Raw genomic sequence first — 12,512 nt, 5'->3', positions numbered from 1 at the left:
GAAGGACCCCTGAGGTGATCGCGCTTTCTTGTGGCGCGTTGCAAAGCAAGATTATGCCTGCCCACAATACGCGGCGACACTGCGCGAGGACTGAGTGATGGTGCACATCTTTTCCCGGCCGCCCGGGCGCATCAAGCGTATCGGCAAGGCGGCGGGCGGCTTGACCCTGGTGGCGCTGATGCTGGCGCTGGCCGGCTGTGCCACCGTGCCACCGCCGGACGCGTCCATGAACCAGGCCCAGGCGCTGCTGCAGTCCGCCCGCGATGCCGGCGCGGCCGACTACGACCCGGTGGACCTCGGATTCGCCCAGGCCAAGTTCCAGCAGGCCCAGGCCGCCATGGCGGCCCGCAAGTATGCCGACGCGGCCAACCTGGCGGAGGAGGCCCGGGCCGACGCCGAACTGGCCCGTACCCGCGCCCGGCTGGGCAGCGCTCGGGCGCAGATCCAGGCCAAGGTCGAGGAGAACACCCGCCTGCGCGAGCAGACCGAGGCCCACGCGCGCCCGGCCCCGGCGCCCGCGCCGGCCGCCGCCAGCAGTTCGCCGGAGACCCTGCAGGACATGCCGGCCCCGTCGGCCTCGGTGCTGTCCGCGCCGCTGCCGCAGGACGGCGGCTTCCAGCCGATGCCCGCGCCTTCGACGGGCAACCAGACGAATGATGGAGGCCAGCGATGAAGCGCCTTGCCACCACCTTGCTGGTCGGCCTGATGGCGCTGGCCGGCCCGGCCCTGGCACGCCAGGACGACATGGACGTGAACCGTCTCAATTCCAGCCTCGACCAGCTGGCCAGCGATCCCACGCTGGGCACCTATGCCCAGGCCGAGCAGGCGCTCGCGCATGCGGCCATCGACCGCCTGGAACAGGCCAGCCGCAGCGAACGCCCGCATGCGCTGTACCTGGCCGAACGCCGGGTCGACCTGGCCAAGGCGGCCGCGCAGTTGCAGGACGCCCGCGAAAAGCTCGACCAGCTCGATCGCGAGCACGCCCAGATCCTGCTGGAGGCCAGCCGCCGCGAGGCCGAGGCCGCCCGCATGGAACTGGAGCGCCAGCGCATGCAGTACCAGATGGCCCAGGAAGAGGCCGCCCGACTGCAGCAGCAGGGCATGGAGGCTTCGCAGGCCGCCGAGCAGGCGCGTGCCGAGGCGGAGCGGGCCAAGAAGCTGGCCGCCGCGCAGAGCCGCGTCGCCCGCGCCGCACGCCGCGAGGCCGAGGCGGCCGCCCAGGCCGCGCGTGCCATGCGTTCGCAGCTGCAGGGTGACGAGTCCGCCTCGCCTGCGGCCGAAAAGCCCGCGCCGAAGAAGAGTTCGAGCAAAGGCACCAAGGGCCACTGAGCCCCGGTGCAGACCTTTCAGGAGCGCACCTGCGCACGACCGGGATGGTGGTCGCGCGCAGGTGCGCTCCTGCAGGGACCCATCCCCCCGGAGGCGAGCTCAACCGTGAAAACCGCATGCCCTCGCGGCTTCCCGCGGTGGCTTGCGCGGCCCCGGGGGCGGGAGTAGGGTCAGGGCTGCCACGGCACATCCGTTCCATGGCTCACTGACCTGAAACATGCGCCCATTTCCCCCGCACTGTTGGTCCCTGTTTCGCTCTCATGCGTACGGGGCGTGGGCGCGCGCGCTTCATCCGCCGCGGGCGTGCCGATCACGCGCCCGCTCATCTCGCGAGGAGGTCGGATCATGTTCGAAAACCAGCAGCGTGACGATGTCGAAGCCTTGATGAAAGCCGACGCCGAGTTCCGTCGGCTTTACCAGCACCACCGGGAACTGAAAAGCAAGGTGCACGATGCCGAAATCGGCGTGCTTCCCATCGACGATGTCACCTTGGCCGGCATGAAGAAGGAAAAACTCCACGCCAAGGAACGCCTGCAACGCATGTGGGATGCGCGAGTCCCGCAGATCCACTAACCCCAACGTTTTCCCCGCCGGCCCCGGCCCTTCTTCGAGAAGCGCCGGGGCCGCGTGTTTCCGTCCGCGCAAAACCCCTGCAGGAGCGCGCCTGGGCGCGACCATGCATGACGGTCCCGCCCGGGTGCGCTCCTACAGCTTGCCCGGACGGCTCGGTTATCATTGCTGGCTTGTCCAGCGCCTGCGGGCGCCGCCTTCCGACGGAGTCCCCATGACGGTCAACCAAAGCGTGCTCGAACTGATCGGGAACACCCCGATGGTGAAAGCCCAGCGCCTCGACACGGGGCTGTGCGAACTGTTCCTCAAGCTCGAGAGCGCCAACCCGGGCGGGTCGATCAAGGACCGCATCGGCCTGTCCATGATCGAGGGCGCCGAGCGCGCGGGCCGGATCCGGCCGGGCGCCACCCTGGTCGAGGGCACCGCCGGCAATACCGGCCTGGGGCTCGCACTGGTCGCGCAGGCCAAGGGCTACCGGCTGATCCTGGTCGTGCCGGACAAGATGAGCCGCGAGAAGATCTTCAACCTCAAGGCGATGGGCGCCGAGGTGGTGCTGACCCGCTCGGACGTCGCCAAGGGCCATCCGGAGTACTACCAGGACATGGCCGAGCGGATCGCCCGCGAGACGCCCGGTGCCTACTTCATCAACCAGTTCGGCAATCCGGACAACCCGCGCGCGCACATCCAGACGACCGGCCCTGAAATCCTCCGGCAGATGGACGGTCGCGTCGACGCGGTGGTGGTCGGCTGCGGCTCCTCCGGCACCATGACCGGCCTCTCCCAGTACTTCGCCGAACATTCGCCGGACACCGAGATCGTGCTGGCGGACCCGGTCGGTTCGATCCTTGCGCAGTACATCAACGAGGGCACGTTGTCGGACAAGTCCGCCAGCTGGATGGTCGAGGGCATCGGCGAGGACTTCCTGCCGACCATCAGCGACTTCTCGCGCGTGAAGAAGGCCTACGCCATCTCCGACAAGGAGAGCTTCCTCACCGCCCGCGAGTTGCTGGCAAAGGAGGGCATCCTGGGCGGCTCCTCCACCGGCACGCTGCTCGCCGCCGCGCTCAGGTACTGCCGCGAGCAGGGCACGGCCAAGCGAGTGGTGACGCTGGTCTGCGACACCGGCAACAAGTACCTCTCGAAGATGTACAACGACTACTGGATGCTCGACAACGGCTTCCTCGAGCGCCAGCAGCACGGCGACCTGCGCGACCTGCTGCTGCGCCCGTTCGCGCAGCGCGACACGGTGGTGGTCGGCCCGAACGAACTGCTGATGACCGCCTACACCCGCATGAAGCTGTACGACGTCTCGCAGCTGCCGGTCATGGACGGCCAGAAGCTGGTCGGCATCCTGGACGAGTCGGACGTGTTGATGCACGTGCACGCCAACGAGGTGCGCTTCCGCGACCCGGTGTCCACCGCGATGATCACCTCGCTCACCAAGCTCGACGTGCACTCGCCGATCGAGGCGCTGCTGCCGGTGTTCGAGCGCGGGCACGTGGCGATCGTGGTCGACGGCGACCAGTTCCTGGGGCTGATCACCCGCATCGATCTGTTGAACTACCTGCGGCGCAAGGTGCACTAAGCGCCGCCGCGACGCCGTCTTCGCGAAACCGTAACTACGCTCCGCCCTCGCCCCGAAGGAAGCCAGACCCCATGTGTGGAATCGTTGCCGCCACCGCCCAGCGCGACGTCGCCCCGCTGCTGATCGCCGGACTGAAGGCGCTCGAATACCGTGGCTACGACTCGGCCGGCCTGGCCGTGCTCGACGGTGGCCAGATCCGCCGCGTGCGCGCCAAGGGCAAGGTGCGCGAGATGGAGGCGCTGTACCTGGCCGACCCGCTGCGCGGCGGCACCGGCATCGCGCACACCCGCTGGGCCACCCATGGCGTCCCCAACGAGGCCAATGCCCATCCGCACATGGTCGGCCGCGTGGCGCTGGTGCACAACGGCATCATCGAGAACTATGCCGGGCTGCGCGCCGAGCTGCAGGCGCGTGGCCACGTGTTCGCCTCCGAGACCGATACCGAGGTGATGGCCGCGCTGATCGAGGAGCGCATCGCCGACGGCCTGAACCTGCGCGAGGCGGTGCTCGCCACCGTGCGTTCGCTGGAAGGCGCCTACGCCATCGCGGTGATCAGCCGCGACGAGCCCGGGCATGTGGTCGGCGCCCGCCGCGGCGCACCGTTGCTGGTCGGCATCGGCATCGGCGAGAACTTCCTCGGGTCCGACGCGCAGGCGCTGATCCAGGTGACCAACCGCATGGTCTACCTGGACGAGGACGACGTGGTGGAGATCACCCGCGACAGCGTGCAGGTGTACGGCCTGGACGGCGCGCCGGTCGAGCGCGCGGTGCACCAGAGCGAGCTGTCCACCGACGCGGTCGAGCGTGGCGACTACCGCCACTACATGCAGAAGGAAATCCACGAGCAGCCGCGCGCGATCAACGACACACTGGAGGCGCGGATCGGCCCGCACGGCGTGCTGCCCAACATCTTCGGCGTCGGCGGCGACGAGTTGCTGGCCAAGGCCAGGGGCATCCACATCATCGCCTGCGGCACCAGCTACCACGCCGGCCTGGTTGCCAAATACTGGATCGAGGAGCACGCACGCCTGCCGGTCAGCGTCGAGGTAGCCAGCGAATTCCGCTACCGCGACACCGTGGTGCCCGATGGCACGCTGTTCGTGGCGATCTCGCAGTCCGGCGAAACCGCCGACACCCTGGCGGCGATGCGCGAATCGCGCCGACGCGGGTATCTCGCCACGCTGGCGATCTGCAATGTGCCCGAGTCCTCGGTGGTGCGCGAGGCGGACCTCAAGCTGATGACCCGCGCCGGCCCCGAGATCGGCGTGGCCTCGACCAAGGCCTTCACCACCCAGCTCGCGGCACTGGCCCTGCTGTGCCTGAAGCTCGCCGAGCAGCGCGGGATGGACCGGGCGCGCTACGCCGACCTGTGCGCACAGCTTGCGCACCTGCCGCGCGCGATCGAGGATGCGCTCAGGCTCGAACCGCAGATCGTCGAGCTGGCTACGCTATTCGTGCCGCTGGAACACGCGCTGTTCCTCGGCCGCGGCGCGCAGTTCCCGGTCGCGCTGGAAGGCTCGCTCAAGCTCAAGGAAATCTCCTATATCCACGCCGAAGCCTACCCGGCCGGTGAGCTCAAACATGGCCCGCTGGCCCTGGTCGACGAGTCCATGCCGGTGGTCGCGGTGGCGCCCAACGGCCCGCTGCTGGACAAGCTCAAGTCCAACCTGCAGGAAGTGCGCGCCCGCGGCGGCCGGCTGATCGTGTTCGCCGACGGCGACGCGCCGATGGACGGAGGCGACGCCAGCGGAACCACCCTGCGCATCGACGGCGGCGGCGACTTCATCGCCCCGGCCGTGTTCACCGTGCCGCTGCAACTGCTGGCCTACCACGTCGCCGTGCTGCGCGGCACCGACGTCGACCAGCCGCGCAACCTGGCCAAGTCGGTGACGGTGGAGTAAGAGGCACCCGGGGTTTGCGCTTGCCGTTGCCCGGCGAGCGGTGATCGCATGCAGGAGCGCACCTGTGCGCGACCGCCAGGCTTCCAGTCGCGCACAGGTGCGCTCCAACAGCCGTCGTGGGACTAATGCGTCCGGTGAGCCAGCTGTTCCATGACCTCGGCCAGCCCATTGCGCCAGTCAGGCAGCGCGACCCCTGCCTTCCGTGCCGTGCTGCGGTTGTCCAGCACCGACCAGGCCGGCCGGCGGGCGGGGGTCGGGTAGTCGGCAGTCGCGATCGGGAGCACCCGGGGCATGCGAGAAAGCAGGCCACGGGCATGGGCCTCCTCGAAGATTGCAGTGGCGAACCCGTGCCAGCTGGTATGGCCGCTGGCGACCACGTGATGCGTGCCGCGCAGCTCCGCGCGCGCGTCCGGGTGCGCGAGCCAGCGGTCGAGCAGGGCCAGGCTCGTGCGCACGATCAGCTGGGTGGACGTGGGCGCGCCGAACTGGTCGGCCACCACGCGCAGTTCCTCGCGCTCGGCACCCAGCCGAAGCATGGTGCAGAGGAAGTTGTGCCCGTGCGGCGCGTAAACCCAGGCCGTGCGCAGGATCAGGTGATCGGCGCCGCTGTCGCGCAGCGCGTGCTCGCCGGCGAGCTTGCTGCGGCCGTACGCACCCAGCGGGCCGGTGGGCGCGTCGACGGGGTAGGGCGCGCTTGCGCTGCCGTCGAACACGTAATCGGTCGAGTAATGCAGCACCAGCGCGTCGTGGGCGGCGGCCCAGGCGCCCAGCTCGCCGACTGCCTGGCCATTGATGCGCTTGGCCAGCGCCTCGTCCTGTTCGGCGCGGTCGACGGCGGTATAGGCGGCGGCGTTGACGATCACGTCCGGGCGCAGGCGCTCCAGCAGTGCGTCCCACCCGGGCACGGCCAGGTCGGCCACCTCGGCGCGTTCGCCGTTCCAGAGGGTGCCGTCGCGCGTGGCGACGACCAGCTCGCCGCGCGCGGCCAGGCCGCCTTCCTCGACGAAGGTGCGGCCAAGCTGGCCATTGGCGCCCAGCAGGAGGATCTTCATGGCGCGTAGACGGGCAGGCGCTCGGGCGGCACGTCCTTCAGGAACGGCGCGCGCATGTCCTTGTCCGACAGCAGTGGCGCACTGACCGGCCAGTCGATGGCGATGTCGGCGTCGTTCCAGCGGATGCCGGCGTCGTGCTCGCGCTCGTACAGCGCGGTGCACTGGTAGCTGAAGGTGGCGAACCCGGACAGCACGCAGAAGCCGTGCGCGAAGCCCTCGGGGATCCAGAAATGGCGGTGGTTGTCGGCGGTGAGCATGACCCCCGCCCACCGCCCGAAGGTGGGCGAGCCACGGCGAATGTCCACCGCCACGTCGTAGACCTCGCCTTCGAGCACGCTGACCAGCTTGCCCTGCGGGTTGGGCCACTGATAATGCAGGCCACGCAGCACGCCCTTCGCCGAGCGCGAGACGTTCGACTGCACGAAGCGGCGGTCGATGCCGGCCTCGCGGTACTTCCCCTCGTTGTAGCTCTCGTAGAAGAAGCCGCGGGCATCGCCGAACACCTGCGGTTCGATCACCACGACGCCAGGCAGCGCAGTTTGGACGACCTTCATCGGACGGCACCCTGTTTAGTCAGGTTCTTCAGATAGTGGCCGTACCCAGTCTTGGCCAGCGGCTCGGCCAGGTGCAGCAATTGTTCGGTGTCGATCCAGCCCTTGAGGAAGGCGATCTCCTCCGGGCAGCACACCTTCAGTCCCTGCCGGTGTTCGATGGTCTGGATGAAGTTGCCTGCTTCCATCAGCGACTCGTGCGTGCCGGTGTCCAGCCAGGCATAGCCGCGGCCGAGCTGTTCGAGATGCAGGTCGCCTTCGGCCAGGTAGCACCGGTTCAGGTCGGTGATTTCCAGCTCTCCGCGGGGTGAGGGCTTGAGCGAGGCCGCAAAGTCGCTGACGCGTTCGTCGTAGAAATACAGGCCGGTGACGGCGTAGTTGGATTTCGGGCTGGTCGGCTTTTCCTCCAGATCCACCACGCGGCCGTCGGCATCGAATTCCGCCACGCCGTAGCGCTCCGGATCGCTCACCCAGTATCCGAACACGGTGGCGCCACGCTCGCGCGTGGTCGCGCGCTGCAAGCGTTCGGTCAGGCCCACGCCGTAGAAGATGTTGTCGCCCAGCACCAGGCAGCTCGGCGCGCCGCCGAGGAACTCCCGGCCGATCAGGAACGCCTGCGCCAGGCCATCCGGCGAAGGCTGCACCGCGTAGCGGATATCCATGCCCCACTGCGAACCGTCGCCCAGCAACCGCTGGAACAGCGCCTGCTCGTGCGGGGTGTTGATCACCAGCACCTCGCGGATGCCGGCGAGCATCAGCATCGCCAGCGGGTAATAGATCATCGGCTTGTCGTACACCGGCAGCAGCTGCTTGCTGATGCCCTGCGTGATGGGATACAGCCGCGTGCCGGAGCCGCCGGCCAGGATGATGCCCTTGCGTGCGCTCATGTGTCGTCTCCCTACGATCCCAGTCGTTCCATGCGGTAGCTGCCGTCCAGGACGCGCTGGACCCATGGCTGGTGCGCGAGGTACCAATCGACGGTATGTGCCATTCCGGTCTCGAACGTCTGCGTCGGCGACCAGCCGAGCTCGCGCTGCAGCTTGCCGGCATCGATGGCGTAGCGGCGGTCGTGGCCGGGGCGGTCCTTGACGAAGGTGATCAGCGATTCGCGCGGACGGCCGTCGGCCAGCGGGCGGCGGGCGTCGAGCAGCGCGCAGATGGTCTTGACGACGGTCAGGTTCTCGCGCTCGGCGTTGCCGCCCACGTTGTAGGTCTCGCCCACTCGTCCCGCATCGAGCACGCGGCGGATCGCGCTGCAATGGTCGCCTACGTACAGCCAGTCGCGCACGTTGAGTCCATCGCCGTAGACCGGCAGCGACTCGCCGGCCAGCGCCTTCTGGATCACCAGCGGGATGAGCTTCTCGGGGAACTGATAGGGCCCGTAGTTGTTCGAGCAGTTGGTGGTGAGCGTGGGCAGGCCATAGGTGTGATGGAACGCGCGCACCAGGTGGTCGGAGGCCGCCTTGGAGGCCGAGTAGGGCGAATTGGGCGCGTAAGGCGTCGTCTCGGTGAACTTGCCCTCGGCGCCGAGCGAGCCGTACACCTCGTCGGTGGATACGTGCAGGAAACGGAAGTTCTCGCGGGCGTCGCCTTCCAGCGCGCGCCAGTAGTCACGGACGCATTCGAGCAGGCCGAGCGTACCGACCACGTTGGTCTCGACGAAGGCGGCCGGCCCGTCGATCGAGCGGTCCACGTGTGACTCGGCGGCGAAGTTCACGATCGCCCGGGGCCGGTGCTCGGCCAGCAGCCGCGCCACCAGCGCACGGTCGCCGATGTCGCCCTGGACGAACAGATGCCGGTCGCTCCCTTCGAGCGAGGCGAGCGTGTCCAGGTTGCCGGCGTAGGTCAGCTTGTCCAGGTTGACCACGCGCAGGCCGTCGGCGACCGCCTGCAGCACGAAATTCGCGCCGATGAAGCCGGCGCCGCCGGTGACGAGCAAGGTTTCCATGGGGGGGATCCGTTCGCGTTCTTCCAAACCACGCATTGTGCCATCGGTGCGCTGTTCAAGGGGGCGATGCCGCGCGGCGTGCTGACGAACTTAAGGAAAAATCAGGCTTCGCGGTTAAGATAGCGGTCCCATCCTCGCCGGCGCCGGCCGATCCACGCCATGACCAAGAAGAACGCTGCCCCCCTCGGACTCGGAACGCGGGCGATCCACGCCGGCCAGCACCCGGATCCGAGCACCGGCGCGATCATGACGCCGATCTACGCAACCTCGACGTATGTGCAGGAAAGCCCTGGCAAGCACAAGGGCTACGAGTACTCGCGTACGCAGAACCCGACCCGCATGGCCTACGAGCGCTGCGTGGCGGATCTGGAGGGCGGGGTGGCCGGTTTCGCGTTTGCCTCCGGGCTGGCCGCGGCGGCCACGGTGCTGGACCTGCTCGATTCGGGCAGCCACGTGATCGCGATGGACGACCTGTACGGCGGCACTTACCGGTTGTTCGAGCGGGTCCGCCGGCGTTCGGCAGGCCTCGATTTCGAGTTCGTCGACCTGAACGATGCCAAGGCCCTGAAGGCGGCGCTCAAGCCCAATACCCGCATGATCTGGGCCGAGACGCCGACCAACCCTATGCTCAAGCTGGTGGACCTGGCCAAGGTCGCCGCCTTCGCCAGGAAGCACGGGCTGATCCTGGTGGTGGACAACACCTTCTGCTCGCCGATGGTGCAGCGGCCGCTGGAGTTCGGTGCCGACCTGGTGCTGCATTCGGCCACCAAGTACCTCAACGGCCATTCGGACATGGTCGGCGGCATCGTGGTCGCCGGCAGCGAGGAACTGGCCGAGCGGATGGCCTTCCTGCAGAACTCCGTGGGCGCCATCGCCGGCCCGTTCGACGCCTTCCTGGCGATGCGCGGCCTGAAGACCCTGCACCTGCGCATGCAGGCGCATTGCCGCAACGCGATGGAGCTGGCGCAGTGGCTGGAGAAGCACCCGGCGGTCGAGCGGGTGATCTACCCGGGCCTGAAGAGCCATCCGCAGCACGCCCTGGCGCGCCGCCAGATGCACGGCTTCGGCGGGATCATCACGATCGAGGTCAAGGGCGGCCTGCGCAAGGCGCGGCGCATGCTCGAGCGCTGCGAACTGTTCGCGCTGGCCGAATCGCTCGGCGGCGTCGAGAGCCTGATCGAGCATCCGGCGATCATGACCCACGCCTCGGTGCCCGCGGCCAACCGCAAGCGGCTTGGGATCAGCGATGGGCTGGTGCGGTTGTCGGTGGGCGTCGAGGACGTTGAGGATCTCAGGGAAGAACTCGGTCAGGCGCTGTCCTGATCAGCCGGATCGAACATATGGACAGCTTGTGATGGACGTGCGGATGGAGCGCTATCGGCTTTGGGACCCCCTGTCGCCGTATCGCGCCCTGCGCAAGCACTGGGCGCTGGTTTTGCAGTTGGCCAAGCGGGATGTGGTGGGCCGGTACCGAGGCTCGTTCGTCGGCCTGTTGTGGTCTTTCTTCAATCCATTGTTGATGCTGGGCGTCTATACGTTCGTATTCGCCGGCATTTTCAAGTCCCGCTGGGGGAGCGAGAGTTCGCACCTTGATTTCGCGATCATGCTTTTTGCCGGGCTCAACATTAATTCGATGCTGTCGGAGTGTGCCAACCGAGCTCCGTCGCTCATCATTGAAAATACCAATTTCGTCAAGCGGGTAGTGTTTCCCCTGGAAACCCTCGCGTGGAGCGTGGTCGGCTCGGCGCTATTCCACCTTTTCGTGTCCACGATCGTTTTGCTCGCCTTCACCGGGGTGACACGGCACACGCTTCCATGGACGATCGTTCTGTTCCCGGTTGTCGTGCTCGCTTTCGTCCCCTTCGTGGTCGGGCTGGTCTGGTTGCTCAGCTCGCTGGGGGTTTTCCTGCGCGACCTCAAGCAAGCCGTTGGCATCCTCACCTCGCTGCTGATGTTCCTTGCACCCATTTTCTACCCGCGGACCCTGATCCCTGCGCCGTACCGACCATTGCTCTACATCAACCCGCTCACGGAGATCGTGGAGGCGTCCCGGGACGTGCTGGTATGGGGGCGGCTGCCTGACTGGACGATGCTTGGGTGGTATGCGGTTTTGTCGGCAGGTTTCGCGTGGTTATCTTTTGCGTGGTTCCAGCGGACTCGACGGGGCTTTGCCGATGTCCTCTGACCTGCCCGTCATTTCTGTCGAATCGCTCGGGAAGAAGTACGACATCTACGCCCGGCCGATCGATCGTCTGAAGCAAATGACGTTGCCCCGCCTAGCGAGGCTGGCCGGCCGCCCTGGGAACGCTTATTACAACGAGTTCTGGGCGCTCCGGGAGATAAGCCTCACCGTACGGCGCGGTGAAACCGTCGGAATCATCGGAAGGAACGGGTCAGGCAAGTCCACGCTGCTCCAGATCGTGTGCGGAACGCTCCATCCGAGCGAGGGCCAGGTGGCCACCAGCGGACGCATCGCTGCCCTGCTCGAATTGGGTGCAGGATTCAATCCTGACTTCACGGGCGAGGAAAACGTCTATCTGAGCGGGCTGCTCTATGGCCTGACCGAGCGACAGGTCCGCGAGCGGTTCGACTCCATCCTGGCGTTCGCCGAGATCGGCGAATTCATAAAACAGCCCGTCAAGACGTATTCCAGCGGCATGTATGTGCGTCTGGCCTTCTCCATCGCTGCGCACGTGGATGCCGATACGCTGATCATCGATGAGGCGCTGAGCGTGGGCGATGTGCGCTTCACTCAGAAGTGCATGCGGTTTCTGCGCGAGTTCCAGAAGCGCGGGACGCTACTCTTCGTCAGCCACGATACGGCCGCGGTGACCAACCTGTGTGACCGGGCCATATGGCTGGACGGCGGACGCCTGGTCATGGACGGACCGACACGGGACGTGGTGGAGCGTTATCTGGCGGAGCAGCACGCAGCGGACCGCGCTGCGGAAGGCGAGGTGGTCGTGATCAGGACGGATGCCAAGCTCTCCGTTCCTGTAGATGGGAAATCTCTCCAGAGCGTGCCTGCCGATGTGACCGATTCGCGCCTGGCCCATTTGAACGAGGGTGGCACGCGCAACCGTATCGAGTTCTTTGCGTTCGACCCGGACGCCATCGAAAAGGAGTTTGGCGCAGGCGCAGCCCGGATCTCTCAGGTAGCTCTTGCTGGGGCGGACGGAAAACCTTGTGTGCTGACCCACGGCGGCGAAGTAGTCACCCTGCTTATCGAGGCGGCTGCCACGGCTTCCCTCCAGGGGCTTATTTTTGGCTTTTACGTCAAGGACCGCCTGGGTCAGCGCCTTTTCGGTGACAACTCCTATCTGACCTATAGGGACCATCCAGTGAAAACTGGCCCCGGCGAGCGCTTGCGGGCAAAGTTCGTGTTCCGCATGCCAATCCTTCCCAACGGCGACTATGCGGTCGACGTTGCCCTGGCATCAGGGACGCAGGACAGCCACACCCAGCAACACTGGATTCACGACGCGATAACCTTCAGGGCGAGCGAGAGCACCATGCGGCATGGTCTGGTTGGTATCCCCATGCATTCGATCCAAATTGACCAAGTCGGTACCTGAC

12 protein-coding genes are annotated in these 12,512 nt (G+C 67.0%); 8 read left to right on the top strand and 4 right to left on the bottom strand.

All coding sequences use genetic code 11. The annotated features are described in order from the left end of the window. Positions 1-97 precede the first annotated feature (97 nt). The 5 genes from LQ771_RS12195 (at position 98) to glmS (ending at position 5,385) form a co-directional block, all read left to right on the top strand. On the top strand, positions 98-673 hold the full coding sequence (locus LQ771_RS12195) for a DUF4398 domain-containing protein (RefSeq protein WP_231349681.1): 576 nt from the start codon (positions 98-100) through the stop codon (positions 671-673). Further along, a complete protein-coding gene (locus LQ771_RS12190) occupies positions 670-1,329 on the top strand; it encodes a hypothetical protein (protein WP_231349680.1) in 660 nt (219 codons plus the stop codon). Before LQ771_RS12195 ends, LQ771_RS12190 begins: the two co-directional genes overlap by 4 nt. A 345-nt stretch (positions 1,330-1,674) precedes the next feature. After that, positions 1,675-1,902: an HP1242/YdcH family protein gene (locus LQ771_RS12185; RefSeq protein ID WP_231349679.1), complete on the top strand. Its 228-nt coding sequence runs from the start codon at positions 1,675-1,677 to the stop codon at positions 1,900-1,902. 211 nt (positions 1,903-2,113) lie between these two features. Then, the gene (locus tag LQ771_RS12180) at positions 2,114-3,484 is read left to right on the top strand and encodes a pyridoxal-phosphate dependent enzyme (protein ID WP_231349678.1); all 1,371 of its coding nucleotides are present in this window, start codon (positions 2,114-2,116) and stop codon (positions 3,482-3,484) included. A 71-nt stretch (positions 3,485-3,555) separates the two neighbouring features. Beyond that, the gene (gene glmS, locus LQ771_RS12175) at positions 3,556-5,385 is read left to right on the top strand and encodes a glutamine--fructose-6-phosphate transaminase (isomerizing) (RefSeq protein ID WP_231349677.1); all 1,830 of its coding nucleotides are present in this window, start codon (positions 3,556-3,558) and stop codon (positions 5,383-5,385) included. A 122-nt stretch (positions 5,386-5,507) separates the two neighbouring features. On the opposite strand, the gene rfbD is transcribed toward glmS, so the two are convergent. The 4 genes from rfbD to rfbB are packed head-to-tail and all read right to left on the bottom strand — an operon-like array spanning position 5,508 to position 8,936. Further along, complete coding sequence (rfbD, locus tag LQ771_RS12170) at positions 5,508-6,437, bottom strand: dTDP-4-dehydrorhamnose reductase (protein WP_231349676.1); 930 nt, start codon at positions 6,435-6,437, stop codon at positions 5,508-5,510. Next, positions 6,434-6,991: a dTDP-4-dehydrorhamnose 3,5-epimerase gene (gene rfbC / locus LQ771_RS12165; protein ID WP_231349675.1), complete on the bottom strand. Its 558-nt coding sequence runs from the start codon at positions 6,989-6,991 to the stop codon at positions 6,434-6,436. Before rfbC ends, rfbD begins: the two co-directional genes overlap by 4 nt. After that, positions 6,988-7,875, bottom strand: a complete 888-nt coding sequence (gene rfbA / locus LQ771_RS12160; protein ID WP_231349674.1) for a glucose-1-phosphate thymidylyltransferase RfbA — start codon at positions 7,873-7,875, stop codon at positions 6,988-6,990. The genes rfbC and rfbA overlap by 4 nt, the downstream gene beginning before the upstream one ends. Before the next feature lie 11 nt (positions 7,876-7,886). Then, the gene (gene rfbB / locus LQ771_RS12155; RefSeq protein WP_231349673.1) at positions 7,887-8,936 is read right to left on the bottom strand and encodes a dTDP-glucose 4,6-dehydratase; all 1,050 of its coding nucleotides are present in this window, start codon (positions 8,934-8,936) and stop codon (positions 7,887-7,889) included. Between the two features lie 159 nt (positions 8,937-9,095). Between rfbB and LQ771_RS12150 the strand changes: the two genes are divergently transcribed. Genes LQ771_RS12150 through LQ771_RS12140 form a run of 3 tightly spaced genes read left to right on the top strand, consistent with a single transcriptional unit; the run spans position 9,096 to position 12,511 of the window. Then, entirely contained in the window at positions 9,096-10,259 is a 1,164-nt protein-coding gene (locus tag LQ771_RS12150; protein WP_231349672.1) for a cystathionine gamma-synthase, read from the top strand. Positions 10,260-10,290: 31 nt separating this feature from the next. Beyond that, complete coding sequence (locus LQ771_RS12145) at positions 10,291-11,121, top strand: ABC transporter permease (protein WP_231349671.1); 831 nt, start codon at positions 10,291-10,293, stop codon at positions 11,119-11,121. Then, positions 11,111-12,511 carry an ABC transporter ATP-binding protein gene (locus LQ771_RS12140; protein ID WP_231349670.1) on the top strand — a complete coding sequence of 467 codons (1,401 nt, stop codon included), beginning with the start codon at positions 11,111-11,113 and terminating at the stop codon, positions 12,509-12,511. Before LQ771_RS12145 ends, LQ771_RS12140 begins: the two co-directional genes overlap by 11 nt. Position 12,512: the final 1 nt, after the last annotated feature.

This window comes from Frateuria soli, from assembly GCF_021117385.1.
Taxonomy (GTDB): Bacteria; Pseudomonadota; Gammaproteobacteria; order Xanthomonadales; family Rhodanobacteraceae; genus Frateuria_A; species Frateuria_A soli.
This window is presented reverse-complemented; position numbering and strand designations above follow the sequence as displayed.